General features: G+C 45.0%; 27 protein-coding genes. 13 read left to right on the top strand and 14 right to left on the bottom strand.

All coding sequences use genetic code 11. The annotated features are described in order from the left end of the window. Window positions 1-68: 68 nt before the first annotated feature. From HRQ85_RS03630 to HRQ85_RS03605, 6 genes are all read left to right on the top strand, one after another. A complete protein-coding gene (locus HRQ85_RS03630) occupies window positions 69-875 on the top strand; it encodes an energy transducer TonB (RefSeq protein WP_172378733.1) in 807 nt (268 codons plus the stop codon). A 2-nt stretch (window positions 876-877) separates the two neighbouring features. Beyond that, window positions 878-1,579, top strand: a complete 702-nt coding sequence (locus tag HRQ85_RS03625) for a MotA/TolQ/ExbB proton channel family protein (protein WP_048610699.1) — start codon at window positions 878-880, stop codon at window positions 1,577-1,579. Then, window positions 1,576-1,989: an ExbD/TolR family protein gene (locus HRQ85_RS03620; RefSeq protein WP_019826831.1), complete on the top strand. Its 414-nt coding sequence runs from the start codon at window positions 1,576-1,578 to the stop codon at window positions 1,987-1,989. Before HRQ85_RS03625 ends, HRQ85_RS03620 begins: the two co-directional genes overlap by 4 nt. Before the next feature lie 149 nt (window positions 1,990-2,138). Further along, window positions 2,139-3,026: a heme/hemin ABC transporter substrate-binding protein gene (locus HRQ85_RS03615; protein WP_048614733.1), complete on the top strand. Its 888-nt coding sequence runs from the start codon at window positions 2,139-2,141 to the stop codon at window positions 3,024-3,026. A 124-nt stretch (window positions 3,027-3,150) separates the two neighbouring features. After that, the gene (locus HRQ85_RS03610; protein ID WP_172378732.1) at window positions 3,151-4,188 is read left to right on the top strand and encodes a FecCD family ABC transporter permease; all 1,038 of its coding nucleotides are present in this window, start codon (window positions 3,151-3,153) and stop codon (window positions 4,186-4,188) included. Further along, entirely contained in the window at window positions 4,188-4,970 is a 783-nt protein-coding gene (locus tag HRQ85_RS03605) for a heme ABC transporter ATP-binding protein (RefSeq protein WP_050620596.1), read from the top strand. Before HRQ85_RS03610 ends, HRQ85_RS03605 begins: the two co-directional genes overlap by 1 nt. 403 nt (window positions 4,971-5,373) lie before the next feature. Here the strand turns inward: HRQ85_RS03605 and HRQ85_RS03600 are convergent, their stop codons facing one another. Then, window positions 5,374-5,835 (bottom strand): TetR/AcrR family transcriptional regulator, encoded by a 462-nt coding sequence (locus tag HRQ85_RS03600; RefSeq protein WP_004731875.1) that lies wholly within the window; start codon window positions 5,833-5,835, stop codon window positions 5,374-5,376. Between the two features lie 532 nt (window positions 5,836-6,367). Between HRQ85_RS03600 and HRQ85_RS03595 the strand changes: the two genes are divergently transcribed. Continuing rightward, window positions 6,368-6,667, top strand: a complete 300-nt coding sequence (locus HRQ85_RS03595; RefSeq protein ID WP_017062761.1) for a YfcZ/YiiS family protein — start codon at window positions 6,368-6,370, stop codon at window positions 6,665-6,667. A gap of 36 nt (window positions 6,668-6,703) precedes the next feature. Here the strand turns inward: HRQ85_RS03595 and HRQ85_RS03590 are convergent, their stop codons facing one another. Then, the gene (locus HRQ85_RS03590; RefSeq protein ID WP_050643300.1) at window positions 6,704-7,000 is read right to left on the bottom strand and encodes a YnjH family protein; all 297 of its coding nucleotides are present in this window, start codon (window positions 6,998-7,000) and stop codon (window positions 6,704-6,706) included. Between the two features lie 103 nt (window positions 7,001-7,103). Between HRQ85_RS03590 and HRQ85_RS03585 the strand changes: the two genes are divergently transcribed. Then, a complete protein-coding gene (locus HRQ85_RS03585; RefSeq protein ID WP_172378731.1) occupies window positions 7,104-7,703 on the top strand; it encodes a hypothetical protein in 600 nt (199 codons plus the stop codon). Window positions 7,704-7,837: 134 nt separating this feature from the next. Here the strand turns inward: HRQ85_RS03585 and HRQ85_RS03580 are convergent, their stop codons facing one another. Then, window positions 7,838-8,944, bottom strand: coding sequence for a 1-acyl-sn-glycerol-3-phosphate acyltransferase (locus HRQ85_RS03580; RefSeq protein ID WP_172378730.1), 1,107 nt, complete (start codon window positions 8,942-8,944; stop codon window positions 7,838-7,840). A 175-nt stretch (window positions 8,945-9,119) separates the two neighbouring features. Here HRQ85_RS03580 and HRQ85_RS03575 point away from each other — a divergent pair, with 175 nt between their 5' ends. Next, complete coding sequence (locus HRQ85_RS03575) at window positions 9,120-9,746, top strand: AraC family transcriptional regulator (RefSeq protein WP_172378729.1); 627 nt, start codon at window positions 9,120-9,122, stop codon at window positions 9,744-9,746. 141 nt (window positions 9,747-9,887) lie between these two features. Here the strand turns inward: HRQ85_RS03575 and HRQ85_RS03570 are convergent, their stop codons facing one another. Both HRQ85_RS03570 and HRQ85_RS03565 read right to left on the bottom strand, forming a co-directional pair. After that, the gene (locus HRQ85_RS03570) at window positions 9,888-10,373 is read right to left on the bottom strand and encodes a hypothetical protein (RefSeq protein ID WP_048609737.1); all 486 of its coding nucleotides are present in this window, start codon (window positions 10,371-10,373) and stop codon (window positions 9,888-9,890) included. A gap of 27 nt (window positions 10,374-10,400) precedes the next feature. Next, the gene (locus HRQ85_RS03565) at window positions 10,401-10,922 is read right to left on the bottom strand and encodes a nicotinate-nicotinamide nucleotide adenylyltransferase (RefSeq protein WP_017067428.1); all 522 of its coding nucleotides are present in this window, start codon (window positions 10,920-10,922) and stop codon (window positions 10,401-10,403) included. A 109-nt stretch (window positions 10,923-11,031) separates the two neighbouring features. Here HRQ85_RS03565 and nadE point away from each other — a divergent pair, with 109 nt between their 5' ends. Next, complete coding sequence (gene nadE / locus HRQ85_RS03560; protein WP_050650923.1) at window positions 11,032-11,862, top strand: ammonia-dependent NAD(+) synthetase; 831 nt, start codon at window positions 11,032-11,034, stop codon at window positions 11,860-11,862. A gap of 100 nt (window positions 11,863-11,962) precedes the next feature. Here nadE and HRQ85_RS03555 read toward each other — a convergent pair whose 3' ends face one another. Next, the gene (locus tag HRQ85_RS03555; protein ID WP_172378728.1) at window positions 11,963-13,819 is read right to left on the bottom strand and encodes a hybrid-cluster NAD(P)-dependent oxidoreductase; all 1,857 of its coding nucleotides are present in this window, start codon (window positions 13,817-13,819) and stop codon (window positions 11,963-11,965) included. Window positions 13,820-14,037: 218 nt separating this feature from the next. Between HRQ85_RS03555 and HRQ85_RS03550 the strand changes: the two genes are divergently transcribed. After that, entirely contained in the window at window positions 14,038-14,196 is a 159-nt protein-coding gene (locus tag HRQ85_RS03550) for a YqaE/Pmp3 family membrane protein (protein WP_008215717.1), read from the top strand. A 192-nt stretch (window positions 14,197-14,388) separates the two neighbouring features. Then, on the top strand, window positions 14,389-15,417 hold the full coding sequence (gene pyrC / locus HRQ85_RS03545; RefSeq protein ID WP_048609740.1) for a dihydroorotase: 1,029 nt from the start codon (window positions 14,389-14,391) through the stop codon (window positions 15,415-15,417). A gap of 153 nt (window positions 15,418-15,570) precedes the next feature. On the opposite strand, the gene HRQ85_RS03540 is transcribed toward pyrC, so the two are convergent. Further along, window positions 15,571-16,476, bottom strand: coding sequence for a DUF808 domain-containing protein (locus tag HRQ85_RS03540; protein ID WP_172378727.1), 906 nt, complete (start codon window positions 16,474-16,476; stop codon window positions 15,571-15,573). Window positions 16,477-16,650: 174 nt separating this feature from the next. On the opposite strand from HRQ85_RS03540, the gene HRQ85_RS03535 reads away from it, so the two are divergent. Then, window positions 16,651-17,577 (top strand): M14 family metallopeptidase, encoded by a 927-nt coding sequence (locus HRQ85_RS03535; protein ID WP_172378726.1) that lies wholly within the window; start codon window positions 16,651-16,653, stop codon window positions 17,575-17,577. Window positions 17,578-17,780: 203 nt separating this feature from the next. Here HRQ85_RS03535 and HRQ85_RS03530 read toward each other — a convergent pair whose 3' ends face one another. The 7 genes from HRQ85_RS03530 to HRQ85_RS03500 all read right to left on the bottom strand — a co-directional run bounded on the left by HRQ85_RS03530 (window position 17,781) and on the right by HRQ85_RS03500 (window position 26,288). Beyond that, window positions 17,781-19,388 (bottom strand): BCCT family transporter, encoded by a 1,608-nt coding sequence (locus HRQ85_RS03530; RefSeq protein ID WP_172378725.1) that lies wholly within the window; start codon window positions 19,386-19,388, stop codon window positions 17,781-17,783. Window positions 19,389-19,874: 486 nt separating this feature from the next. Continuing rightward, window positions 19,875-20,447, bottom strand: a complete 573-nt coding sequence (locus tag HRQ85_RS03525; protein ID WP_172378724.1) for a hypothetical protein — start codon at window positions 20,445-20,447, stop codon at window positions 19,875-19,877. A 235-nt stretch (window positions 20,448-20,682) separates the two neighbouring features. Continuing rightward, the gene (locus HRQ85_RS03520) at window positions 20,683-21,603 is read right to left on the bottom strand and encodes a cache domain-containing protein (protein ID WP_009845767.1); all 921 of its coding nucleotides are present in this window, start codon (window positions 21,601-21,603) and stop codon (window positions 20,683-20,685) included. An 11-nt stretch (window positions 21,604-21,614) separates the two neighbouring features. Further along, window positions 21,615-22,955 (bottom strand): TRAP transporter large permease, encoded by a 1,341-nt coding sequence (locus HRQ85_RS03515; protein WP_017057942.1) that lies wholly within the window; start codon window positions 22,953-22,955, stop codon window positions 21,615-21,617. 37 nt (window positions 22,956-22,992) lie between these two features. After that, window positions 22,993-23,535: a TRAP transporter small permease gene (locus HRQ85_RS03510; RefSeq protein ID WP_017097758.1), complete on the bottom strand. Its 543-nt coding sequence runs from the start codon at window positions 23,533-23,535 to the stop codon at window positions 22,993-22,995. Window positions 23,536-23,699: 164 nt separating this feature from the next. Continuing rightward, window positions 23,700-24,701 carry a TRAP transporter substrate-binding protein gene (locus HRQ85_RS03505; protein WP_172378723.1) on the bottom strand — a complete coding sequence of 334 codons (1,002 nt, stop codon included), beginning with the start codon at window positions 24,699-24,701 and terminating at the stop codon, window positions 23,700-23,702. Window positions 24,702-24,821: 120 nt separating this feature from the next. Beyond that, window positions 24,822-26,288, bottom strand: a complete 1,467-nt coding sequence (locus HRQ85_RS03500) for an NAD(P)/FAD-dependent oxidoreductase (protein WP_172378722.1) — start codon at window positions 26,286-26,288, stop codon at window positions 24,822-24,824. Window positions 26,289-26,332 lie beyond the last annotated feature (44 nt).

The raw sequence follows: 26,332 nt of genomic DNA, 5'->3' as shown, positions 1-26,332 counted from the left end.
ATAATTGATCTTATTTAGATTCTAAGCAATAATCCGATACAGAATTTTGATTTGGTAAAGGATTGATTGTGAACGTTCCTAGATATGTTATTGCAGGCGGTGCATCGTTAGTGATTCATGCCGCGTTGTTGTTTGTCGCTCAAGAATCCAAAGTATTTGCGATGCCTGCAGGTAGCCAATCGAACACGGTATCGATCAACTTCACTCCTAAGAGCGTTCCTTCACAAGCTCAGCAAAAAACAATCACAGAGCCAGTTGAACCAGAACCAGTAAAAGAAACCGTCTCACAAGCCGAACCTAAACCAGTCGAACCAAAAACGGTTGAGCCAAAGCAAGCTAAGCCAACCCCAAAGAAAAAAGCGATCACCAATAAACCTCAACCAAAGAAAGTTGAGAAAAAAGTGATTGAGAAGAAGGTTGTCAAAAAAAAGCCTGTTCAAAAGAAACCAGTGACTGAGAAAAAGGTGGTCAAGAAAGAACGCCCAGAACCAGCACCACAACCAGAGAAGCTAGCCGACAAGAAAGTCGATAAGAATATGGACGAATCTGCCAACCAGCCTCAGGAAGTAAATCAAGGCGTATCAAACCAAGAGCCAGTTTTGGTCACTAAGCCTTCGTTCTCTGCGCGTCCTACCCCACCGAATTACCCTCGCCAAGCAAGACGTCGTGGCGTTGAAGGTGTCGCGACTTATGAGATCTGGCTAGACGCTGAAGGCAAACAAATTAAACAAGCATTAGTAAATTCATCAGGCGCACTAATGCTCGATAACGCCGCATTAGATGCCATTAAACAATGGAAATTCTCACCTCACACTGTCAATGGTCGAGCGATTGCTCACCGAGTACAAATACCTGTTCGTTTTAGGTTGGATTAATCATGCAACAAATCAGTTACTTACAAGATCAACTTGGCTTAATGACTTGGCCTCTTCTTATCTGTTCGGCATTAACAGCAATGATCATCGCTGAACGTGTCTTCCAAGTCATGCTCAGCATTGGTGTGGGCAAACGTGCTATTCGTCGTGAGCTTAACCAAATTTCACCAACCAACAGTAAAGAGATTGAAGCGCTTGCTCAGTCGATTTCAGGTAAACGCCCGCTACTGTACAAGGGTGTGTCAATGTTGCTTGCTCACCACTCTTTCTCAAAAGGGTTACGTGAAGATGCCGCTGGGATCTGGCTACAAGAAAAACGCCACCAGCTTCATGCAGGTTTAAGACTACTTGGTTTGATCGGCGTGATCAGCCCACTCATCGGCTTGCTTGGTACGGTACTTGGTCTTATTGAGATGTTTAAAGGCGTTGCCGCGACAACAGGCAGCATCACGCCTAATGATTTGGCAGACGGTCTTGGATTAGCAATGAGAACCACAGCAGCAGGTTTGATGATTGCGCTTCCTGCCATCTCTGGTGCTCAGCTGTTAGGCCTTTGGGCCGATCGAGTGCTAGCTCAGCTAGAACATACTCTGAACTATGTGAATGTGTGGCTAGAAGGCATGTCGATTCAAACCAATCAGTCTGATGATACTCAAGGCAAGCCTGTCAACAAATCTTCTATCGGTGATGTGAGCCAAGCATGATTAAAACGCCCCACTCATCGAACACACAGAGCCTAGCGCCGGACTTAACACCGCTGCTCGACATCATTTTTATCGTGATGGTTTTTCTGTTGCTTACGGCATCGGTAAAGCTGGAATCGCTAGAAGTTGAGCTGCCAAGTTCGGATGTCAAAAACGTTTCTGAAGTCCACAAGGATTCGATTAGCGTCAATATTTTAGACCGCGAACCCTACTGGGCAATTAACGGCCAAGAATACATCGACTGGGAAAACTTCAAGATTGCCCTGTTAGAAGAGACTGGTTCAACGGATAAAAAACCGATCATCATTGGCGCGGACAAAGCCGCCAACGTTGAAAACCTAGTGAAGTTGCTGTCATTCCTTCAAGAAAACGGAATACCAGCGACTCAACTGCTAACGGACGATGGTTAGAGCGACACTCAATTTTCACGAGGTTTGGCTTCTGGTTGATAAGACTAAACAACCAGAACTAAGCCTATCTATCGATTCGAACTCACAATGCGAACGGACTGCTCACTGAGTATCTTCGCGATACAAAAAGAAAATATAAAGAACTTATTATGAACAACTTAAACGTGCTCAATAAATTAAAGACCAAGACACATCTCCTTTCAGTTGCCGCTATGAGCTTGGCACTTAGCGCACCCGCAATGGCCAACGACGCTGAACAACCTCGAATCATCAGTGCCGGTAGTGCCGTTACTGAATTGGTTTTGGCATTAGGAGCTGAAGAGCAGCTAGTCGCTATTGATGTGACCAGCCACTTTCCTCAAGCAGACAACCTGCCAAAGATTGGTTATCACCGAAACCTGTCTGCGGAAGGCTTACTTGCCCTAGAACCGACCACGTTGATTGGCTCAGATGAAATGGGACCAGACAACGCGATTTCTCAATTAAAATCGGCAGGCGTCGATGTAGAGATCGTCAACACCGAAGCAAATGTTGAAGGGCTGTTAAAGCGTATTGACCAAATCGCCAAGATTACCCATACCGAAGCACACTCACAGCAAGTTAAAGCTGAAGTAAATCAAAAGATTGCTGCACTGAAAGCGAACCAAGTACCAAGTAACGAAGCGAAGAAAGTACTTTTCCTATTGCTGCACGAAGGTCGCCCTGCGAATGTTGCTGGCGGTGAGACTTCGCCAAATGCAATCATCGAGTTAGCTGGCGGTATCAACCCTGCAGCTCAAAGCCTAACGTCTTACAAGCCACTGTCGATGGAATCACTGGTAGAAATGCAGCCAGATGTGATTTTAGTCAGCGGTCGTAGCTACCAAAAAATGGGCGGTGCTGATGCCATCCTGAAATCGCTACCTATGTTAGCGGCGACTCCTGCGGGCATGAACAAGCAAATCATTACCGTTAATGGCAGTGCTTTGGTTGGCGGACTTGGCCTTGAAAGCCTTTCTGAAGCTAAACGATTAAACGCACTTATCTATCCGCTATAACTTATCTACCCGCTATAACGCGACTACCCTATTCTTACTGTTGCTAGTTCAATGCCCGTCACCAGCCTACTTTCGCAATGTTGGTGATGGATATTGAAGTTAGCGACGGACATTGAGGCCCTTTATGTTGTTACGATCCGTCCCACTGAAAACATCGATGTTAGGTCTAGGTGCTACCCTAGTCTTCGTCGCACTGTTTTCAATCACCGTTGGGCCAATGAACATTAGCTTGGCTGACAGCGCAGCGAGCTTACTTCAGCCAAACAATGATTTAGCCCCCCACATCAACTTAGTGATTCAAGAGATTCGCTTACCTAGAACCATTTTGTGTATGTTGATTGGTGCGATTCTCGCGTTATGTGGTTCTGTTATGCAGGGCTTATTTCGAAACCCGCTTGCTGAGCCTGGGATCATCGGTGTGTCTGCTGGTGCGGCGCTAGGTGCAGCACTGGCCATCGTACTTTTCTCTGAGCTATCACTTCAATATCCTGCTTTCATGAACTTTGCTGCGGTTCCTGTGTTCGCTTTTCTTGGCGGCGCTTTAACCACTCTATTGGTGTATAAGCTGGGCACGGGTAAATTCGGTACTTCTGTCACCATCATGTTGTTAGCGGGCGTGGCGATCAGTGCGCTATCCGGCGCTGGTATTGGCTTCTTGAACTTCATTGCTGATGACCAAATGCTGCGCGATCTTTCTTTGTGGTCGATGGGTTCATTGGCAGGCGCTAAGTGGTCAGGCATTTTGCTGGCTGCTGTCACGCTCTTTGGATTGTTTGTTGTCTTCTACCGCCAAGCGATGTCTCTAAATGCTCTATTACTGGGCGAGTCAGAAGCACAACACCTTGGTATCCCAGTTCAAAAGCTTAAACGAAAGCTGATTCTACTGACGGCTGCGGGCGTTGGTATCACGGTTAGTCTGTCTGGCATGATTGGTTTTATTGGATTGGTTATCCCACATTTAGGTCGCATGTTAGCTGGCCCTGACCACCGAGTTCTGTTGCCACTATCAGCGGTACTAGGCGCACTGCTGCTAACCGCCGCAGACATGTTCTCACGTGTGGTACTTGCTCCGGCAGAGCTACCTGTAGGTATTGTCACTGCGATTATCGGCGCCCCATTCTTCTTATATCTACTATTTCAACAGAAAGGGAGAATCCTTTAATGTTTCCTTCAGCTTTAAAAGCGACCGATATCGAAGTGAAGTTCGGCAGTAAAGTGATATTAGATGGCGTTTCTATTGAGATTGAAGCGGGAAAGGTAACCACACTGCTTGGGCCAAATGGCGCAGGTAAAAGCACGCTGCTTAAAGCTTTGTGCCAAGAGATATCAAGCAACGGCGATATCCAGTATTTTGGACACAGTAAAGATAAGTGGCCTTCTCACAAGTTAGCTAAGCACCTTGCTATGCTTCCTCAACACAGCACATTGACCTTCCCATTCTTGGCACATGAAGTTGTCGAGCTTGGTGGGATTCCCCTGCAAGAATCCAACAAGAAGCTGACCAGCATTGCTAGCCAAAAAATGGATGTTGCTGATGTGACTCACTTGAGTGAAAGGCTTTATCCTTCGCTATCAGGAGGTGAAAAGCAGCGAGTGCACTTGGCTCGAGTATTAACTCAGCTTCACCACTCTGGTGACCAATGTATTTTGATGCTTGATGAACCAACGTCTGCACTGGATCTTGCCCACCAGCACAACACCTTAAAGATTGCGAGAGAATTAGCCGATAACCACAATGCCGCGGTTATCGTGGTTTTGCATGATCTCAACTTAGCCGCACAATATTCCGATCGATTGGTGGTATTGAAAGATGGTAATTTGGTGTGTGATGGCAAGCCTTGGGATGCGCTGAAACCTTCGATGATAGAAGATGTGTATGGTTACAAAAGTATCGTAGAAAAACACCCAACCATGAGCTTCCCTCAGGTTCACCCCGCACAATAAATCCGATTAAGGAGCGACTCGTTTTGAGTATTCGTTCTTGATAACAATGACGTAATCCTAAGCCTCGATTTGTTCGGGGCTTTTTATTGGCTCACAGCCACTCTCTCGGCTTAAACTCAATTTTATTAAAACCACAAAAGCAAGCACCAAAGCGACTCACCTTGAGCATTTGAGGCTCTAGAAATGAACTCTACTTGTTAGGGTTACTTAGCTTTTAACACTGAAGAGAAAAACAAGCCGCGGGCGTAAGCATATAAAAAGAAAAGAAATAACATCATTCAGCATCAATCAACATCATTCAGCAAACAGCAACATCGGTGTGGGATTGAGAGAAAAACGCACAAGAAGTGAAACTGCAGGCACAAAAAAAGCCCCCGCAGGAGCTTCTTTTATTGAGTGCTGATTATTGGCTCATACGAATCAATGATTTACCAATCAACCACTCTAGTTCTTTACCGCTAGTATCGCCAAACTGAGTTTCAGTCAGCTTGTATAGACGATCAATACCGTTTGCAGCGAACTCATGTGCGCTCTCAGCAGTAACGATATGATGGAAAAGTAAACGTAAGATTGCTAGGAACTCAGCGTCTTCAAGTGCTGCAACCCAGCTTGCTGAAAATGCGTCAAGGCCATTTTCGAAGTCAATGTGTTCCATGAACATCTTGAAAATACGACCGTCTAGAGCAGCAGTAAAATCCGTTTTCTTTGGAAAGTGATGACTTATACCTGTACGAGAAACACCCGTTTGCTGACTCAACGTCGTGTATGACATCTTGTCGTAACCCAATCTTAGTAGCTGGTCTACAACGGCATCCATGATTTTCTGGATCGTGATTTCTGTATCTTCTTTACTACGCTTTGGCATATTCAGGCTCTTCTCTTTGTAAATCCATCTAACTCAATCAAATGAAGTCAGAATGAAAATCGTTATCAGCATTATGTGAGCAAGGTATTTTTTCGCAAGTATTTCCATTAAATACCAACAAATACTTTGTACGAACAATTTTACAGTGCTGCCTCTTTGGGCACTTTGTCTAATTATTCTTCGAAAGTCACCTTACCTCTCTAAGTGGTTAATCTAAAATAACAACTTAGAATATCAAATACCCAACAATAAATTCATTGTATAAATACCTATCAAGCAATAGATAGTCTTATAAAATTAGTTACGACGCAACTAACTGAATGATATTCTAACAAATTAATGACACTGCTTATCAACAAAACATGAGATAGATCACATACATATTTGGCGACGCGAATGTACACATTCATTTAACCCCTTCAACAAACAACATAGCATACCAGTACAAATTAGTTCAAAGATTTTAATTTTTGTAGATACAGTTCAAATTGCTCGTTAGAATAACCTCAGACTTTGTAAGAGGATTATTATTATGAGCCAAGATATTGGTAACAACGATGTATGTGAGGCTTGCGGCTGTGCAGGCGAAATCGGGTTCATCATTAAAGAAGGCGACGATGTTGCTGAAGTAACGGTTTACGGAAACTCAAAAGCACTTATTGAAGCTGAGTTTGCTAAGTACGTTGAACTTGCTAAACAAGTGTCTAGCAACGTTGAATTTGAAGCATCAGAGATGACTGAAGAAAGCACAGAGTTGCACGCTCGCTTTAAATTTGAAGTTAGCGCTGAGAAGATTATTTTTGAACTTAAGACTCGCTCTCTAGCGCGTTAATATAAGCATTTATATTCTTATTAAAAGACGAGTGAATTACTCGTCTTTTTTTAATTGAACCCAAGCCAGTGAACCATTTTGCTCAAAATCGTTTTCTGCAGCACACTGAATCACTACGCCCCCTACCTCTAACACCGCCCCAATGCTATAAGCCTTGTCATCGTAATAACAAACTCGTTGCTGTTGACCGCCTTGTGTCACCACCACCGCAGCTTTACCGGGCGTTGAAATTACTTTGTTCGCACTCGCAGACATTGAGCCAAACATTGAAGCGGCTATCAGAAAGACCTTAACAATTCGTATATTTACTCTAATCATTGATTTACCTGCCATCTTTGTTCCATTCCTCGTTAATCTACCGCCAAATGGGTAAAACACTATGCGAGATTAATTTTTCCATTATAGTGTAAGCGTCTATCGTAATAAGAAGCCTGTTATGCTCAGAATAATTGCACTTATTATTGGTTCCTTAACCATAACAAATGTCAGTGCTGAACCACTCGATCACTATCAAATATTGAACCATCTCGATAATTACGGAAACTTATATCTACGAAATAAGCCTTATACATCACTTCCAACGGGCTTGGTGGTAGATGGTAATCTCAATATAGAGAATACTGCGATCACACGCCTACCCAAAGGGTTAGAAGTGAACGGCAGCCTAAAAGGCTCTAACAGCCAACTCGCTCGAGTCCCGAGCGGGGTTAAGATAAAAGGTTACGTCGACTTGATTGGCAGCCAAATCACTAGTTGGCCAAGAGGTGTAAGAGTGGGCGGCTTTATCAACCTCACCGATACTCCACTGGAAAGGCTACCGAATGGCTTTAGAGTGAAAGGCGATCTGAGCGTGATCCGCACTCCTTTGACTGAGCTACCCAACGGGATCGTGGTTGATGGCGACTTATATATAGGCGGTTCTGGGATTACAACATTCCCCGAGACCATGACAGTCAAAGGCAACATCTATCTGGGCGGCAATATTGTAACCACATGGCCAACCAATCTAGAGCTCGGTGGCGCAGTCGCTCGCTAATTCAGGCTAAAGCTCTATTGCTCTAATACTCGGTCACAGCAGCAAGTAGCGATTCAGAAACAAAAAAAGGAGCCCAAGGCTCCTTTTTCAATTCAATCGAGTTGCTAATCAACTAGCAAGCTAACTAACGCGCGTTAACCAATGTTCTTCACTGGGTTCGCATAGCTATCGATCAAGTACTGACGCGCACCCTGTGGCAGGCTAGATAGTTTAGCGTCAAACTCTTGCTTAACGGCCGCTGTAATCGACTCGTCTTCTTTTTCTGCTGCCAGCAAGTTTACTGGGAACAGTTTGTAGTTATCGTGGATCTGACGATCGATCTCTTCAGCAAGCGCTTCAGGGGTATCAAAATCTTGGTCGATAACCTGACCGAAACCAACGTGAACGCGTCCTTTATTACCGATGATGCCTTGAATGATACTTTCGATATCTTCAAACTCACCCTTTTCGTAACTGCCGTTTACGTCTTTCTCGAAAAGCTCTATCGCTTTAGCTGTGTCACATGGGTCGTTCTCGTAAGAAATAGCCACAGGAACAATCTTCAATGACTTCACGTATTCAGGGAAAGCAATTTTTTGCTTACGTCCTTCAACGTGGAACATTTTCAAAATTGCTGGCTCAGTAAAATCGTTACCGTCTTTCGCACGACCTTCCTTTTGAGCGATCCAGATTGAGTTGCCTGTTTCTAGAGAGTGCTTAATGTAGGAAGACAACTGCCCTAGCGCTTTCATCATCTCACGCGGTCCTTTCAGAGAACGCTTTACGATGAAGCTCTTGTTTAAACGCATCAATTCAGTCGCACATGGCTTCTTCAACAGGTTGTCACCGATAGCGATACGACAAGTCTGATGATTATTTTGATGCAGAGCGTAATTTACTAACGCAGGATCCATAGCAATGTCACGATGGTTTGATACAAACAGATAAGCTTGGTTCGCATCCAGTGACTCGATACCAGTGTACGTCACACCGTTAGTGGTTTTCGCTAACGTATCGCGTAAGTACTTTTTCACTTCAATCTGAATGGATTCAACGCTAGTCAGCTTGCTCCATTTCATTTTTAAGTACACACGCAAAATCGGGCTCATTAATGCTTTGAACCAAGACGCATGGTTTGAAAAACGGTAGTGCAAGATTGCACTGATAAATTCTTCATCATTAATAAGACGGTTTAGTGCCGCTGGAATTTCATCATCGCCGTAAGGACGAATATCAACATATGGATCGGTTGGAGAGGTCATTTTTTAATTCATATAATAAAAAGCTGGCTCATTCTACGCGTTGTTTTGACTTCTCGCAGCTACAGAGCCCATACTTTTGACAAGGTCAGACCAGAAACATTGAAAATCCCCTGTTATTGTTGGCATTCTTTAAGATTAACGGTAATCTTGACGCCCCAAAATTAAGGTACTATCTATGAACTTCGCTATTGAATATACATCGGCTTACTTTTCACACTTGGTGATCACACCACGCAAGAAAGTACTTAAACATAGCCTTGTATCGGTTCAAAGTGGCTTGGTTTTGATTAAGTTAGGTAAACAAGAGTATGCCGTTGAACCAGGACAAAGCGTCTGGATTCCACACGACTGCCTAACGTCACTGACCTACTTTCCAAACACTCAGGTTAACCGTGTCGATTTTTCTGTTCGTTTAACGGATTCATTCCCAAGACAAGCGGGTTACATCACGCAAACTAACCTCTCTTCGGCACTACTAGAAAAGCTAGAGCAAACCAAAGCTCGTGCTTCCAATGCCAATAATACGGAACAAGCGTTTAAAGATATGCTTTCTGTCTTGAAGCAAGAAGTGTTGTCGTTTAAACCCCTGCTTTGCGAAAGTGCTCTTTCTCAGCGATTCAATCAATGGAACATTGATGATTCAAACCTACCACAAGAGCACACTCTGGTGATGGTGATGCGAGAAGCGAAGAAACGCATGCAGTCAGGCCAGAAACGTTCACTTGTGATTGATGACCTGTTCTCAGGTAAAGAAGAAGAGTTCGATCAACTGTGTATGCTTGTTTTTGGTGAAGATTTATAGCTTGGCAGTAAGTGAGTGTTGGTATTTAAACTCGCAAGCCAGATACTAAAAAGCCGCAAAAACTGAGTTTTTGCGGCTTTTTTAATTCTTACTATTTAGACGCAGATAGCAATCTATCTATGTCTCTATGTCACTACCTGTCTAGAATGGCAACTCAACCTGCATCATTAGGTCGGCGTCACGTGAGTCGTGCCAACGATAATCAAAGCGCATACGCGGCTGCCCTTCTACTTTCTCGCCAAAACCGATACTGAGTTGAAGACCATGATTCATCAACCACTCTTCAGTCGACATATCATACTGCTCATCTTCAAGGTCTTCTGGAAACCACATACCCAAGCCAACATAGTTTGACTCAATGCTTTGTGTCAGCAATGGCGAGTCTTTACTTTGAAGTACCCAATCAGACCAATAGTCCGGTGTGCTTTCAGGTTCATCATCGCTCAGCCCGCTGATTTCCATCATACGTTGGCCAAAAGACTCGATGCTGGTCGAGAAATCTAGACAGTTGTCATCTTCATCAGAAGTCAGCATAATTGAATCTAGGCTAAAAAAATCACACTCAGCATACGCTGGCATACTGCATGCTGCCATGATCAACGTCGCTGGTATCGCGCTCTTTAGCATAGTCCTCTGACCTCTTGATTAGTGAACTTACATTATCTGATACAGTCCACTATCTTGCAACATCTTTGTAACTGACTTTGTACTCAGTTTTGCCACATCGCTTCCACTTATCAGTGCATTACGTATGTCTGTGCTGCGAATTTTCACTTTTTCAGGGCAAGCCATTACAGACCACTGCTCGGTAATCTCATCTGATTTATAGAAAGATGAGAACTTAAAGAAGTTATCTGGGCCAATAACAAATGTCAGTTCAGCGTCACGATGTAACTTTTGAAGTTCACTGAGCACCGCGTAAGTCGTGACGCTTTCACCTGGGGTAAATAGGCTCTTTTCGATCAAAGAAAGCTCCACTTGATCCAGTGAAAGATCGCTAATAAATGCGTTAACTAACTGACATCTCGTATCAAAGTCTAGCATCTCTTTTCCCCAAGCATGGGCAATACTTGGAACGAGTAGAATTTTGTCAAAGTGAGCCAACGAATCAATCACACTTTTGTGCCCTAAGCTCGGTGGATTAAACGCACTACCGAAAATGGCTATTTTTTCCATTATTTATTACTGCCTTCTCTTTCTAAGCTTGTGCAAAGAGGTTTTTAAATCGGATGATTTAGGTATGATAACACTAGATTTTTAATTTGCTTGCAGGAAAGGAATACGAATGGAACAGTTAATTCGTGACGAAATGCGCGTACTACCTTCAATTGACCCTCACTTCGAAGTGACTCGTCGTGTGGACTTTATCAAAACGAAACTTCAGCAGTCAGGCTGCAAGTCTCTGATCCTTGGTATCAGTGGCGGTGTGGATTCGACAACTTGTGGCCGTTTAGCACAAATGGCCGTTGATAGCCTAAATGAAAACGCTGGTAGCAACGACTACCAATTCATCGCGGTTCGCCTGCCTTACGGTGAACAAAAAGATGAAGACGAAGCGCAACTTGCTCTCTCTTTCATTCAGCCTTCTCAATCTGTTTCTGTAAACATTAAAGCGGGTGTTGATGGGCTTCACGCTGCATCTCACGTTGCTCTAGAAGGCACTGGCCTGCTACCAACAGATTCAGCAAAAATCGACTTTGTGAAAGGCAATGTGAAAGCTCGCGCTCGCATGATCGCACAATACGAAATTGCCGGTTACGTTGGCGGTCTTGTAATCGGTACAGACCACTCAGCGGAAAACATCACGGGGTTCTACACCAAGCACGGTGACGGCGCATGTGATTTAGCACCGCTGTTCGGCCTGAACAAACGTCAAGTCCGTGAACTAGCAGCTACACTGGGCGCTCCAGAGCTACTGGTTAAGAAAGTACCAACTGCTGATCTAGAAGAGCTTGACCCACAGAAAGCCGATGAAGCAGCATTGAACCTTTCTTACGATCAGATCGATGATTTCCTTGAAGGCAAAGCCGTTTCTCAAGACGTATCCGATCGCTTAGTGAGTATCTACAAAGCAACACAGCACAAGCGTCAACCAATCCCAACGATCTACGATTAATTCGTTTTTGAATTAGTCTCAGAATCAAAAAGGCCGGAAGCTCATTCACGAACTTCCGGCCTTTTCTATTTAGTGCTTTTCCTTTTAAGCGAACGCGTCGTTAATCGACAACTTCGATATCGGTTTGAGGCACACTGCAACACGCCAGTATCTGACCCATATTGCGTTCATGTTCTTGCAATGCAGGCACATCCGGTTGGTGAACTTGCCCTGACTCAAGGGTCACTTTACAAGCGCCACAGAAACCAGCACGGCAACTTGAAGCGATAGACACACCCGCCGATTCAGCTTGCTCTAGCAGGGTTGATTGGTTATTACCTTCGAACAAGTAGCCATTAACACTTAACTGCAGTTGCTTCACCGCCTCTTCAGTAGACTGAGCAATACCAAACGCTTCTTGGTGGTAATGCTGAGGGTTCAGCCCCATTTGAATCAGCAATTTTTTGGCATTATCCATAAAGCCGTCAGGGCCACACACGAAGGCTTGGCGTTTGTGTAACTCTTCAATTTTGGCAACATGAGACACGCTCAAACGTCCTGATAAACCATCCCACTCTTTCGTTGGTTGGCTTAGGGAATAAATAACCTGTAAGCCTGAATGTTCGTTGGAAATTTGATCGATCTCCGCTTGATAAGGGATATCTTCTTCGCTGCTGCATTGGTGATAGAAAACCACATCATCAATCTGACCATGGTCGGCTAAATAACGAAGCATCGACAACATTGGCGTAATGCCGCTACCCGCAGACAAAAGCAGTAGTGGATGCTTAGGGTTTTCTTCTAAATAGAAAGCACCATCTGGATTTTGAGCAACAAGCGTGTCACCGACTTGGAAGTGATCATTGAGCCAATTTGAGATTTGACCATCGTCCACTCGCTTCACGGAAATCGCCAAACGACCTGCACGTGAAGGGCTCGAAGATAGCGTGTAACGACGAGACACTTTTTCGCCATCAATCACCATCTCAATCGGTAGATGCTGCCCCGGCTGATAGCTTGGTAATGAATGGTTCTCTTTCGCTGGCTCTAGCCAGAACGTCGTGAAGTCGCGAGCGATCTCTTCACGCTCGACGCAAGTTAAGTGCAGTGACTCTACCCAAGTGTCTTCGTAGTGTTCTTTCTCTTTGGTTTCAAGTACCTCAACCACGTCACCCGCTTTCACCAGACCTTCATTTTTTGCCACAAGGTTCTGACCAAAGAAAACTCCACCACGCTCGTTGGCTCTGAATGTAGAGAAGGTATTAAGAGGCTCTTTTGTCGCTCTGAATTCGCCGCTCTCAACATCGACTGTCGTCAGGATACAACGCTCACAAGGCTTCACCGCTTCGAATTCAACCTCACCAATTCGGATACGCTTCCAACCGTCTTCGGCAAAGGCTTCTGTATTTGAAACCACAAAGTTGGTGCGGAACTGATCCATTGAATGGGTTTCAGGGCTGCGGCGATTGAGCTCATCTAGAGAGGCTTGGCTGATCACCAACATTGGATAGCCGTCAGCGAAACTGACATTCTGACCAAGCTTTTCTCGAACACGATTGGATTGCTCACCACAGAATAGCAGTTCTACGCGAATACCAAGCACATCGCTAAACCAATCATCCGCCTCGTCGTTGGTGGTATACGCAGTGAAGCTATCTTTCCACACCGTTGCAGGCGCTTCTTGCATCTTGAAGTTTGTATATTTCAGGCGCAGCGGCTCTTTACCTTCATAAGTAAAAATCAAACCGTCTGGCTGCAAGCTTGAAGACACCTTGACCATTTTAGGGTACTTACGCGCCGTCACCATTGAACCGTCAGCCAACGCCAACATAAAACGTCTGTCGAAGGTAAGGCCCTGTTTTTCGACCCAAGCAGAAGAGAGTGCAATCCCGCCTACTGATTTAACCGGAAACACGTTGATTTGAGATAAGGAAGGAGCTTGCTCTAAAGCCTTTCGATCTATAGGTGACTGCGACATAACGATTCCAATGTTCTGTTGTTTGTCCCAATGCTAACAAATGGTTATAAATAGATAAACTGGCAGGCATTAAACACTTGATACTAAGCTAATATCTTGAGATGTTTAAATCACTGCCTTGTATACATTAAGACAGCAATGCATTAACACTCTCCATACGTTCTATAATGTGAACACGGTTATCGCATTGAACTTTCATTGAATAAAAAGGATTTATCATGAACAAACTCGTCATTATCATTTTATGTGTACTGCTTCCGCCTGTTGGCGTGTTCTTCGCTCGTGGTGCAGGTAAAGATTTGCTGATTAACATCGTCCTGACCTTCTTCTTCTGGGTTCCAGGAATGATTCACGGACTCTGGGTGGCGACTCGCTAACCCGTATCCAAAAATAAATACCGAATTAAAAACCCATAAAAACAAGCTCCTAGCCCTGAAGAGTTAAAAATAGGATGAAATCAAAGTGCTTTTCCACTATCATCCTGTCGCCTAAACGTAAGCGATTGCTTTCACAGATTTCGCCGAGTTTAGGCTCCAACTACATAACACTTCAAATGGTGGGAGCCTTCAATGACACAACTTACGATTACTCGTCCTGACGACTGGCACGTTCATCTACGCGATGGCGAAGTATTAAAAGATACAGTGCGCGATATCAGCCGCTACAATGGTCGAGCGTTAATCATGCCAAACACCATCCCACCGGTAACCGATACCGAAATGGCTTTAGCTTACCGTGAACGCATCATGGCAGAGCAGCCAAGCGAGCAATTCCAGCCTCTAATGGCACTTTACCTGACAGACAACACCACACCTGAAGAAATTCGCAAAGCGAAAGAGTCTGGTGCAGTAGTGGCAGCAAAGCTTTACCCAGCGGGCGCGACGACTAACTCTGATTCAGGCGTGACGTCAGCACAAAAGATTTACCACGTGTTAGAAGCAATGCAAGAAGTGGATATGTTGCTACTGGTTCATGGTGAAGTTACCACTCACGATGTTGATATCTTCGACCGCGAGAAGCAGTTCCTAGACACAGTGCTAGCTCCGATTGTGAACGACTTTCCTAACCTAAAGATTGTTCTTGAGCACATCACAACTGCTGACGCAGCAAACTTCGTTAAAAACGCGAACGACAACGTAGCGGCAACCATCACCGCTCACCACCTACTTTACAACCGCAACCACATGTTGGTTGGCGGCATTAAGCCACACTTCTACTGCCTTCCAATTCTGAAGCGCAACACTCACCAATTAGCGCTTATCGAAGCTGCAACGAGCGGCAGCAAGAAGTTCTTCTTGGGTACAGACTCTGCACCACACGCAAAAGGTGCTAAAGAGTCAGCATGTGGTTGTGCGGGTTCTTACACAGCGCACGCTGCCGTTGAACTGTACGCAGAAGTGTTCGACTTAGAAGGTAAGATTGAGAACCTAGAAGCTTTCGCGAGCCACAACGGCCCTGACTTCTACGGTATTCCACGTAACACGGACACCATTACTCTTGTTAAAGAAGAGTGGAACGTTGCTGAAACTATGCCTTTCGGTTCAGACATTGTTGTGCCAATCCGTGGCGGCGAGACGATTGCTTGGTCGGTAAAGTAAACGCTTAATCGGTAAATAAGCGCTTATATTGCAAAATAAGAGCGTGGTGTTAATTAAACACGACCCATTAGATTAAAAGGGGCACCATAATGATTATGGTGCCCCTTTTTCGTTTCGTGGAGATATGGTTTTATTAAGACCAATAATGAGCGATTACTTACCGCGAATTTTTCCAATCACCGTCCAAACTGCAACGACGAACAGTCCAGCTAAGACACCGATAACACCGTTCAATAGCGTTGGAACAACCGCTGTCGCAATCGTATGTCCACGAAAATCCATAATAATCGGCTCAATTAAGTGATGAATCGCAGGAACGTTGTGCACCACAATACCGCCACCAACCAAGAACATCGCGGCTGTGCCGACCACAGCAAGCGTCTTCATTAACTTGGGAGCAAACGCAACTAGCCCGTTACCCAATTGAGTTTTAATGCCACTGCCATTCGATGTTCGCTGCAGATAGAAGCCTAAATCATCCAACTTAACGATCCCTGCCACTAAGCCATAAACACCAATCGTCATCACAACTGCAATCAAACTCACGACAAGAATCTGAGTAACGATGCTTGTACCTGTCACGGTGCCCAGTGCTATCACGATGATTTCTGCGGATAATATGAAATCGGTACGAATCGCGCCTGCGACCTTTCTCTTCTCATATTCCTCTATGGATTCACCAGTACTTGTGTCCTCCCCCTTTTCATCATCTTGATGAGCATGAGGAAAGAGCTTCTCTAAGATTTTCTCTGCCCCTTCAAAACAAAGAAACAAGCCACCAATCAAAAGCAAAGGCATGATCAGCCAAGGAATGAAGGCACTGATCAATAATGCCGCGGGCACTAAAATCAGCTTGTTTTTAAATGAGCCTTTGGCAACCGCCCACACCACTGGGATCTCTCGTTCAGCAGAAACACCGGATACCTGCTGAGCGTTCAGCGCTAAATCATCCCCCAACACACCAGCGGTTTTTTTCGCTGCGACCTTAGACATGAGTGCGACATCATCCAACACGGTTGCAATGTCATCCAATAGCGTTAATAAACTTGCTCCAGCCATTTTATGGTCTCTTTTAAGGGATTAAACAATTGATAAAATGTAACACCATCAATCCACTCATCAAAGTTATGAGTCTGTAAAAAATAGAGTCACAAGTTGTGTTTTCTATTGCCGTCTCAGCTAGACAGGACTAGTCTGTCTTCATCTTTCGCGAACATAAAAGAAGAAGTATAGATGAAAAGTGAATACTCCTACCCAATTGGTAAGCCAGGACAAAAATGGCAAGAAGCAGAACGTCAAGCATGGTTCGCTCAAAGAACTGTTAAGCGAGAATACCAGCAAGAAGTCGTGCCAAAAATCCAAGCATTGGCAGACCGCTTTGACATCGAGCAATATGGTGCACTGAGCTACGATGAAGCTCGTTTCCCGCTTTTTGCAATCAAAAGCAAAAACTGGGACGCATCAAAACCGACGATCCTTGTAACGGGTGGTGTTCACGGTTACGAAACCAGTGGTGTGCATGGCGCGATCAAGTTCGCCGCAACTCAAGCAGAGAAATATGCAGCGCACTTCAACATTGTTGTTGCACCTTGTGTGAGCCCTTGGGGTTATGAAGTGATCAACCGTTGGAACCCAAATGCTGTCGATCCAAACCGCTCTTTCTACGACGGTACGCCAGCAGAAGAATCAGCAAACCTACGTGCATTAGTCGCTTCTTTACCAGAAGTGTTGGTTCACGTTGATCTACATGAAACGACGGATTCTGATGAAACAGAATTCCGACCAGCACTCGCAGCGCGTGATGGCATTGAGTACATCGAAGGTATGATCCCAGACGGTTTCTACACGGTTGGCGATACTGAAAATCCACAGCCTGAGTTCCAAGCGGCGGTAATTGCTTCAGTTGAAAAAGTAACGCACATTGCGCCAGCAGATGCAGACGGCAAGATCATTGGTTCTGAAGTTACCCAACATGGTGTGATTAACTACCCAATGAAGAAGCTTGGCTTATGTGGCGGTGTGACTGATTGTAAGTACGGTACAACCACAGAGGTTTACCCGGACAGCGACAAAGTGACAGACGAAGAGTGTAACGACGCTCAAGTTGCTGCGGTAGTTGGTGCTTTGGATTACGTAATTCAACACGAACTAAACGCGTAAGCTAATAGCTAATCCCTAAAGCTAAAAAAGAGCCACAAGTGACGATTCGCTTGTGGCTCTTTTTTTGTCTCTTTCTCTTACTTGTCATTTCTTCTCAGGCATAAAAAAGCTCCCTTACACACGGTGCAAGAGAGCTTTGAAATAACGCTTCCTCAGGAATAAGTCGTTAATTATCTACTGACTTACTCAGCGGCTTAGCTACTTTATTTCACTGTTTCGCTAACGCTTGCTTGTCCTTTGTCTACTTCAGTCAGTAGACCTTTCAACAAGCTGAAACAACCAATCAGAAGAATGATCGTAAACGGCAATGCAGCAATGATCGTGATCGATTGCAGTGCTTGGATAGATTGAGTACCACCAATCCACAACATCACCATTGCGATAGCGCCTGAGATAACCGCCCAAACCACTTTCTGTTTAACAGGAACTTCAAGCTTACCGCCCGCCGTCATGCCATCGATAACGATAGAACCTGAGTCTAGTGTTGTAACGAAGAACACGATGATCAGTGCTACAGCGATAACCGATAGAATGCTACCAAACGGGTAAGCGTCTAGCATGTAGAACAAGCTTAGAGATACGTCTGTGATGCCTTGGTCGAGGCCAAGTTGCCCCACATGACTGATCACTTGCTCGATAGCCACGCCACCAAAGATAGACATCCAAGCAGACGTTACCAGTGTTGGGATAATCAATACGCAAAGTAGGAATTCACGAACCGTACGGCCCTTAGAAATACGCGCTACGAACATACCGAAGAATGGTGCATACGCAACCCACCATGCCCAGTAGAACACTGTCCAGCCATGCAGCCATGTTGTGTCTTCACGGCCAGAGCTTTGGCTCAGTGCAATGATGTTTTTCGCATAACCCGTCACAGCCGTCGCGACAGAATCAAGCACAGTTGTGAAGTTCAAAACAGCGATCAGACCAAGGAATACGAACGCAATAACCATGTTCAGGTTACTTAGGAATTTAACACCACCGTCCATACCACGTAGCACAGAGATGATCGCTAAGCCCATGATCAGAACGATGATAGATTGCTGAAGGAAGATGTTGTTGTCCAAGCCAAACACGTGGCTGATACCACTTGCTGCTTGTGTACCACCTAAGCCTAGTGAAGTCGCAAGACCAAACAGAGTAACCAGTACCGTTAGTACATCGATTACATCACCCGTTTTGCCCCATACTCGCTCACCCAAAATTGGGTAGAACACAGAACGCATTGATAGCGGTAAGCCTTTGTTGTAAACAAAATACGCAAGGCAAAGTGCCGTCATGCCATAGATAGCCCAAGCATGGAAACCCCAGTGAAATACGGTCGCACCGAGTGCCAGTTCACGGCCAGCTGCTGTGAAAGGTTCTGCATCGAGTGGCGTTCCGAACCAGTTCGTAAAGAACGCGGTTGGCTCTGCAACACCCCAGAAAATAAGTCCAATACCCATACCTGCTGCGAACAACATCGCAATCCAAGATGACATTGAATAGTCCGCAGTCGCGTCTTCGCCACCTAAGCGAACTTTACCTAAAGGTGAGAATGCAAGAATAACGGCAAAAACTAACATGATGTTGGCTCCCCACATAAAGAGGAAGTCAAACTTTGATAAAACAGCACCCTTGATAGAATCAATCGCAGCTTTGGCATCTGCAGGAGGAAGAGCAAGAAGAGTGATGATGAAGAGAAGAGATAAGCCTACTGAGGCTACGAAGACTGTGTTATGGACATCCATGCCCCATTTACTGACGTTATCTTGACCAACTTGATAGTCAGTAGAATCAATACTGTATTTTTTTGATTTAAAACTCATAAATTATGATGTTCGCATATCCGAATCAACGAATATAAGGACGCTCTCCGTATCCAATTACTACTTGATTGGCTCGCCGAACCGCCTAAATAAAAGGCAATAAAAATCACAATAGTTAGTGATAAATGGACTTACTGGCTCAATCCCAAGGCGCACATTATAGCACAGCTCAAAGCATTTTGACTGAGTTTTAGCTCAATAGTCACCCAAACCACCGCTGATAGTGATAGTTAACCCAATAAACACAGAATAAAATAAAAGAACAAAAACCTTCAAATACAACCATTTAAATTAAAATGACGCACCGTAAAATCACATCCAAACTTTTTGCAGATAATTTTAATAATCACCCAATTTACTTATAGCTCTAATAAAAAAGCCCCGCTATAGGGGCGGGGAAAGTTACCAAAGGTAAAAGAGAAATCAGTGTTCAAATGTCAGTGCTGCGTCTCACAGATCAGCACTGCACATTTCAAAGACAGTACATTAGATTGCGAAGCAAAAACCTAGGTTATAGTCTTCACCATTTTTCGCCGTGAACTCTTTGTCTTCACTTGATGCATTCGGGCGGCCACTTTCATCGCCTTTTACTAAGCTCACCCAGTGACGAATACCTGACGAGCGGCTAGCCTCAGTTTGACCAAACGTGGTGCACGTCTCTAATTGAATATCTTGAATATCAACCAACTCCAGACGGCCTGTTCCTTTACGAGCGCCGATTGTCGCTTCAACGTGCGTACCGCTTTCATCACGGAATAGGATTGCTGAAGGCTTAGATTTATCACCTGTGTAAGCCACAAAGTGTTTAGCGCGTTTCAGTCCAGTATGTTCACCATTCTTGAAGTAAACCTGAACGTGTCGGTAATCGATCTCGTAGCTCACTACATCTTCATGTGAACCCGTCTCTAGAGGGAATAGAGTATCAAGCAACTGTTTCGCCATTTTTTGTTTTTCGAGTTGCTTGTCTGCTTTCACCATTTCTACGGCAAAGACAGCTTCAGCAATAAATGTTGAATGGTTTCTGTGAAGTTCTGTTTTGTCTAGTGTCAGCATATTCATAATCTTTCCCTCTTACGGCTTTGAATTTCATGTAGGTCAAAAATCCTGATTGACCCTTTTCAAATGTGTTCTTTACTGTGTCGCTTCCATGTATTTCATACTACTTGTATTTTTTAAACAATTTCACAACAAAAATTTCACAGTGTGAATTTTACTAAATTGATTTTTTACACAAACCGGAACTTCCGCCCCCAGCCCTTTATCTAATTGGGCTGAGAGCTCATTAGACACACTTTTACGTGTTGTTTGATTTTGTGTAATAACCGACCCCAACCAATTTATTGTCGATCACTCGATAGTAGGTGTGCTTGGTTTCGACTTTGCTCGACAGAGGATTTAGCCATCGATAAGTGTAAACACCACGGCCATTTTCTTTGGCGAGATTTAACATCTCAGTGAGAATTGGCTTATCGTCAGGGCTTAGAATTTCGTTGTGTGAACGTCCAACAAGCTCAGGGGATACACCATGTGCAAGTAGCTTTCCGGAGCTCATGTCCATCACAAACACATACAAATCTCCTTCAACAAAGCTACCCTCAGCGTCATTGAACTCAGTCAGGCTCTCTTGTTCTGACTCCACTATCGCTGTCATGGCTCTCGCCAATAAATTCTTCGCCTCAGCAGCACTCGAACGTTCTGGGTAATAACCCACAGCGACGATCACATCGCCCACTCGCTCAAAGAAGGTGGTTTTAGGCTCTCCCATGCGATCAGTTGGGTTGGTCCAGTGATACTTAACTTCACCAAAACCGTTGTGTACTGCTTTAGTGATCATTTCACGGAAAAATGGATTGCCGTAAACGTCCTGAGTGTCTAAAACACTGTCGCCCACCAACACCATTGAAGAACCGCCACTGGCAAGGAATTGGCCATCAATCCCCAAAGCGAATACATACAACTCACCATCTATGTATTCAGCATCGCTCATAAAGTCTTGAACGCTTTCATCGCCTTCTTTTTGAACGTGTACTACAGCTTTCGCAAGCAGGGTTTTGGCTCTTCTTTCAGCGTCACTGACCACATGTGGTTCTGAAATATCGAGCACATTAACTGGCTCGTTTTCTTTCGCTGTTTCTGAATGTTCAGCACGCAATCCAATGCCACTGATCACTGCAAACACGGCACAACCAATAAGGATAATTCTTGATATATTCATAGTGACTTCTCTTAATAGCCCACTAGGGACGGTAGCCAAAGCGTGATTTGTGGGAAGAAAGCGATAACGAAAACGCCCACGACAGACGCGAGTACAAAGGGATGGATCTTCGCGGTGATCTGCTCGACCGTAGAGCCACCAATCCCCGAGGCGACAAAGATATTTTCACCGAGTGGAGGCGTAGCAAAACCTATCGAGAGCGTACACACCACCACGATACCAACGTGAGTAGGATCGGCGCCCAGCATGTACATGATTGGCAGCAGAACAGGCACAATGATCATGATCGCCGCCAAGGTTTCCATGAACATACCGATGAACAGCAGCAAGGTGATCGTTAGTGCCCACACCATGTACATGTTGTCGGTGAAACTGAGTAGCGATTCCGCCACAACAACTGGGATTTTTTGTTCAATCAATAGACGACCAAATACAGTAGCGGCAAAGAGGATCAATAACACACGTCCGGTGATCCATGTGGTGGTCGATAGCGATTTCATCACACTTTTAAACGACAGTTCGCGGTGAATGAAAAGCCCAACAAACAACGAGTAGAATATCGCTACAACCGCAGACTCTGTTGGTGTGAACATACCGCTGTAGATACCACCAAGAATCAAGAATGGCGCCAGTATCGACCATAAACCTCGACGCAAGTAATGCCTTACATCCCCAAATGACCAGGTTTCGGTCAGCCCTTTATAGCCTTCACGCTTAGCAATAAAATAGTTAGTGACTACTAGTGTCGACGCCATAATGAAACCCGGCACAACCCCAGCGACAAACAGTTTTGGAATCGATAAGGAAGCAAACTGGCCGTGTTGAGCAATGGCTTCTGGTGGCGCCATTAAGCCCATTGCCGAGATACCAAAGATAACCAAAGGAATGGATGGCGGGATGATAATGCCCAAGCCTCCGGATGCAGCCGTTACGGCCGAAGCGTAGCTCTTATCGTAATCACGTTTAACCATCGCAGGCACCATTAACATGCCTACTGCTGCGGTGGTTGCCGGACCTGAACCCGAGATAGCACCAAAGAAAAGACACGCCATTACTGTTGCCGCACCAAGGCCGCCTGTTACGGGACCAGCTAAGCTTTCTGCGATATCCACCAGACGTTTGGAGATACCCGCCGCCTCCATTAATGCACCCGCAAGAACAAAGGCTGGCAGCGCCATTAATGGGAAGTTGCCCACCGAGGTAAACGCGATTTGTACTAAGGCGATGGGATTTTTATCGAGCAACATATAGGCCGCCATCGAAGCGCCGGCCAGTGATACTGTGATTGGTGCGCCTAGGATTAACAGCGTTAAAAAGCCACCAAATAAAATTAGAGTTAAATAGGATTCCATTATTACATCTCTCTATTACGACTATTCTCTGTGATGACTACTGCGCTGACTTTTGTGCCGTCATTTTTCGCAGCTCTTTGACTTCTGGATCTTCGTTGGTTGCGCCTTTGAATAAACGCTCGTAGTTGTTCCAGATAATTCGAATCATCATTAGGGAAAACGCGATAGGTAAAATCATGTAGAAATACTTCATCGGGATGCCTGTGGTTTGAGATTTCCAAAACAGGTTCATTTTGTTAAACACGAAGTCGTAACTGAGGTAAACAAAGTAACCGTTGAAGCAGAGCCATAAGAAGTCAGCGATGGTTTCGCTAACGGTTTGCACGATTGGCGGAAAGAATTTGAAGTGAAAGCTCACTCGGTTATGAGCCGACATTTTGGCCGCTACAACCGCTCCCAAGTAAGCAAACCAAACGAACATGTAGGTCGCCACTTCATCACCCCAAGGTATGGAGTAATCAAAGAACTGACGAGTAATGATTTGTGTGAACAGCAATAGGACAAAGCTTGCGAGCAACAGACAACAGGTATATTCCTCAATGTTGTTAAGATGCTTTTTAATTGTTTTAGCGACTGACATATAACCTCCAATGTTGATTTCCACATGACAACCAGTCGCTCACGGTCCTAAAAAGATCAGGTACAGAACAGATCAACGAGTAAAGCCATGTAAATGCCCTATCTCACTGTTCTATCGCTAGGTGATTAAGTAGCGAAGAACAGCAGATAGGGCGAATCTAATCGTTACTTTCTACCTAGTAACTCAAGAACGTCGTCTAGCTTGTCTTTGCCCCCAATGCTTGAGTAGAACTTAGGCCAAACTGACTTAGTCACCTTGCTGATCCACTCTTGCTCGTTATCTGCTGGGTCGGTGAATACCATGCCTTTCGCTTGTAGTTCTTCACGGATTTTGTTTTCAGTATTTTCTAGATAAGTAAAGCTGTGCTCTGTCGCTTCCTGACCCGCTTCAAGAATGATCTTTTGCATTTCAGGAGTCTGTTGTTGGAAGACCGTTTCACTCACGATTAGAGGTTCTAAAGAGAAAATGTAGCGAATGTTGGTCACGTACTTTTGTACTTCGTTGAATTTCATCGCGTGGACTGTGATGTAAGGGTTATCTTGACCATCTACCACACCTTGTTGCAGGCCAGTGAAAGTCTCAGACCACGCCATTGGTGTTGGGTTTACACCCCATGCTTGGTAAGAAGCAATCATGATTTCGTTACGAGGAACACGAATCACCAGCCCTTTAAGATCCTCTGGCGAAGCGACTGGCTTTTTCGAGTTAGTCAAAACCCTAAAGCCTGAATAAGCCCAACCAACGATACGAACACCAGCATCACGAATCGTGTTATCGACGAGGTCGTGGCCAACTTGACCTTGAGTCAATAGAACCGCTTCTTCTGCGCTTTGAATCACGTAAGGCATGGTCAATAGACCAACAGTTGGAGAGAAAGGGGTTACGTTGTTGATCGCCAATACAGAGAAGTCGAGAAGACCGATTGCCGCATCGTTAACGGTGTCTTGCTCATTGCCTAATTGACCATTCGGGAACAGATCGATTTTCACTTTACCGTCTGTTTTTTGCTCCATCAGTTCAGAAAACGATGTCGCCAATTCCCACTGCGTACCACCAGCAGCATCGCCGATAGCCATTTTAAAATTCGCTGCTGCCGCGGTATGAGATAGCACCGCTGTTGCTACAATGGTGACACCAGCAATAATTTTATTTTTAATAAATTTCATAGTCTTAACCTTTCCTATCATACAGACTTCCTGCCTGTACTTTGCTCACAAGGTGACCTGGTACAACTTTCCTGGTCGTAGTTCTATTTCCCTATTTTGGAAACAATGTTCGAGTCGCTATTACAGCTTTTCATCCTTTAACGAATACCACTGATAAAGGAACCGCTGCCCCATTCTGCGAAACGGTGCAAACATCTCTGATTCCACCACTTCCCTCACGTTGGGGAACGGAAGTTTTGATTCAAATATTGGCAAGTCCAACTTGTGGCCTTCACCTGCAATCCACTGAGCGAGGCGCTTACCTGCTTGAGCGGAATACATCACGCCATTACCGCCATAACCCAGCGCGTAGAAGATGGATTGCTTTGGATTAGGCTGATAGATTCTCGGCATCATGTCGTGGCTAACATCCACCCAGCCCCACCATGAGTAGTCGATTTTGATCTGATCGAGAGACGGGAATTTTCGGGTTAAATCCGCTGTCAACATGTCTTCGTATTTCTTTTCAGGTGCGTTCTTGCCACTGATGGCACTGCGTGTACCAATCTGCACTCGGTTATCTGGTAACAAACGGTAGTAGTGGCGCAGAATTCGAGTATCAGTAATCACTTGATTGGTTTTGAAGTTACACGCCGCGATTTCGTCTTGAGTTAACGGACGTGTCACCATCGAATTAGAAAGTACCGGCAACAAGCGATTCTTAAGCTCGGAATGCAAACCTTGGCTTGTGTATCCACCCGTACACACCCCAACAGAGCGCGCCTTCACAACACCACCTGGCGTTTTCAAGTAATGCACACCGCCACGAGTTTCCCAACCCATAACTGGGCTAGACGGGTGAACTTTAACGCCGAGTGCTCGTGCCTTTCTTAGATAACCAAACGCCAGTTTTCCAGCATGAATGCCAATCCCTTCGGGTTCATGCATCGCGCCTGCCGCTTCTTGGTCACCAACGTAATCACGCTTTACAGTTTCCGCATCTAAGATCTGCGCATCGTAATCGAACGTGTCACGCAGCAACTTGGCTTCTTTCTCAAGCGTTGCCATTACTTTTGGACGATGAGCCACATATAGGTGACCACCCGGTTGTGGGTCACAATCGATGTCTTTGATCAGTGACTTGAACGTTTCCATGCCATCCACACACTCGCGGTGCATTTTTAGCGCTGTTTCTAAGCCCCAGCGTTCAATCCATTGAGAACGCTTCAAACGCCCAGAAGCACACTGTGCTTGACCACCATTTCGGGTGCTGCAGCCCCAACTCATACGGTTAGCTTCAATCACAGTCGCTTTAATGCCGTACATTTCAGCAAGGTGTATCGCGGTACTTAGGCCTGTGTAGCCTGAACCGATTATTGCCACATCGACATCCATGTCTGACGTGATTGGGCCATCATCTTCAGGTGGTGCGCCTGCGGTATCTACCCAATAAGTCGGGGCGTATTCCTTACCATGGCCTGGGTTCTTGTCTTTAAGTGGATCGTATTTTGGATCGTATTTATCTTTTGCTTGGGTACTTTCTTTTGCCTGGGTGCTTTTCACCTTTGGCGGCACATCGGCTGCCGGTTGTTCCATTACTAAACTCATAATTCGACTCTCCTAGTCATAACACGTGAACGGGTTGTGGTTTC

The organism is Vibrio sp. Vb339, assembly GCF_902751245.1.
In the GTDB taxonomy this organism is placed as follows: domain Bacteria; phylum Pseudomonadota; class Gammaproteobacteria; order Enterobacterales; family Vibrionaceae; genus Vibrio; species Vibrio coralliirubri.
The sequence above is the reverse complement of the archived record's forward strand: the minus strand, read 5'-3'. Positions and strand labels throughout refer to the sequence as shown.

Bases quoted from the DNA above. Each gene is read 5' to 3' on its own strand.
- HRQ85_RS03625 (WP_048610699.1), top strand. From the start codon at position 878: ATGCAACAAATCAGTTACTTACAAGATCAACTTGGCTTAATGACTTGG.
- HRQ85_RS03620 (WP_019826831.1), top strand. From the start codon at position 1,576: ATGATTAAAACGCCCCACTCATCGAACACACAGAGCCTAGCGCCGGAC.
- HRQ85_RS03615 (WP_048614733.1), top strand. From the start codon at position 2,139: ATGAACAACTTAAACGTGCTCAATAAATTAAAGACCAAGACACATCTC.
- HRQ85_RS03610 (WP_172378732.1), top strand. From the start codon at position 3,151: ATGTTGTTACGATCCGTCCCACTGAAAACATCGATGTTAGGTCTAGGT.
- HRQ85_RS03605 (WP_050620596.1), top strand. From the start codon at position 4,188: ATGTTTCCTTCAGCTTTAAAAGCGACCGATATCGAAGTGAAGTTCGGC.
- HRQ85_RS03600 (WP_004731875.1), bottom strand. From the start codon at position 5,835: ATGCCAAAGCGTAGTAAAGAAGATACAGAAATCACGATCCAGAAAATC.
- HRQ85_RS03595 (WP_017062761.1), top strand. From the start codon at position 6,368: ATGAGCCAAGATATTGGTAACAACGATGTATGTGAGGCTTGCGGCTGT.
- HRQ85_RS03590 (WP_050643300.1), bottom strand. From the start codon at position 7,000: ATGGCAGGTAAATCAATGATTAGAGTAAATATACGAATTGTTAAGGTC.
- HRQ85_RS03585 (WP_172378731.1), top strand. From the start codon at position 7,104: ATGCTCAGAATAATTGCACTTATTATTGGTTCCTTAACCATAACAAAT.
- HRQ85_RS03580 (WP_172378730.1), bottom strand. From the start codon at position 8,944: ATGACCTCTCCAACCGATCCATATGTTGATATTCGTCCTTACGGCGAT.
- HRQ85_RS03575 (WP_172378729.1), top strand. From the start codon at position 9,120: ATGAACTTCGCTATTGAATATACATCGGCTTACTTTTCACACTTGGTG.
- HRQ85_RS03570 (WP_048609737.1), bottom strand. From the start codon at position 10,373: ATGCTAAAGAGCGCGATACCAGCGACGTTGATCATGGCAGCATGCAGT.
- HRQ85_RS03565 (WP_017067428.1), bottom strand. From the start codon at position 10,922: ATGGAAAAAATAGCCATTTTCGGTAGTGCGTTTAATCCACCGAGCTTA.
- nadE (WP_050650923.1), top strand. From the start codon at position 11,032: ATGGAACAGTTAATTCGTGACGAAATGCGCGTACTACCTTCAATTGAC.
- HRQ85_RS03555 (WP_172378728.1), bottom strand. From the start codon at position 13,819: ATGTCGCAGTCACCTATAGATCGAAAGGCTTTAGAGCAAGCTCCTTCC.
- HRQ85_RS03550 (WP_008215717.1), top strand. From the start codon at position 14,038: ATGAACAAACTCGTCATTATCATTTTATGTGTACTGCTTCCGCCTGTT.
- pyrC (WP_048609740.1), top strand. From the start codon at position 14,389: ATGACACAACTTACGATTACTCGTCCTGACGACTGGCACGTTCATCTA.
- HRQ85_RS03540 (WP_172378727.1), bottom strand. From the start codon at position 16,476: ATGGCTGGAGCAAGTTTATTAACGCTATTGGATGACATTGCAACCGTG.
- HRQ85_RS03535 (WP_172378726.1), top strand. From the start codon at position 16,651: ATGAAAAGTGAATACTCCTACCCAATTGGTAAGCCAGGACAAAAATGG.
- HRQ85_RS03530 (WP_172378725.1), bottom strand. From the start codon at position 19,388: ATGAGTTTTAAATCAAAAAAATACAGTATTGATTCTACTGACTATCAA.
- HRQ85_RS03525 (WP_172378724.1), bottom strand. From the start codon at position 20,447: ATGAATATGCTGACACTAGACAAAACAGAACTTCACAGAAACCATTCA.
- HRQ85_RS03520 (WP_009845767.1), bottom strand. From the start codon at position 21,603: ATGAATATATCAAGAATTATCCTTATTGGTTGTGCCGTGTTTGCAGTG.
- HRQ85_RS03515 (WP_017057942.1), bottom strand. From the start codon at position 22,955: ATGGAATCCTATTTAACTCTAATTTTATTTGGTGGCTTTTTAACGCTG.
- HRQ85_RS03510 (WP_017097758.1), bottom strand. From the start codon at position 23,535: ATGTCAGTCGCTAAAACAATTAAAAAGCATCTTAACAACATTGAGGAA.
- HRQ85_RS03505 (WP_172378723.1), bottom strand. From the start codon at position 24,701: ATGAAATTTATTAAAAATAAAATTATTGCTGGTGTCACCATTGTAGCA.
- HRQ85_RS03500 (WP_172378722.1), bottom strand. From the start codon at position 26,288: ATGAGTTTAGTAATGGAACAACCGGCAGCCGATGTGCCGCCAAAGGTG.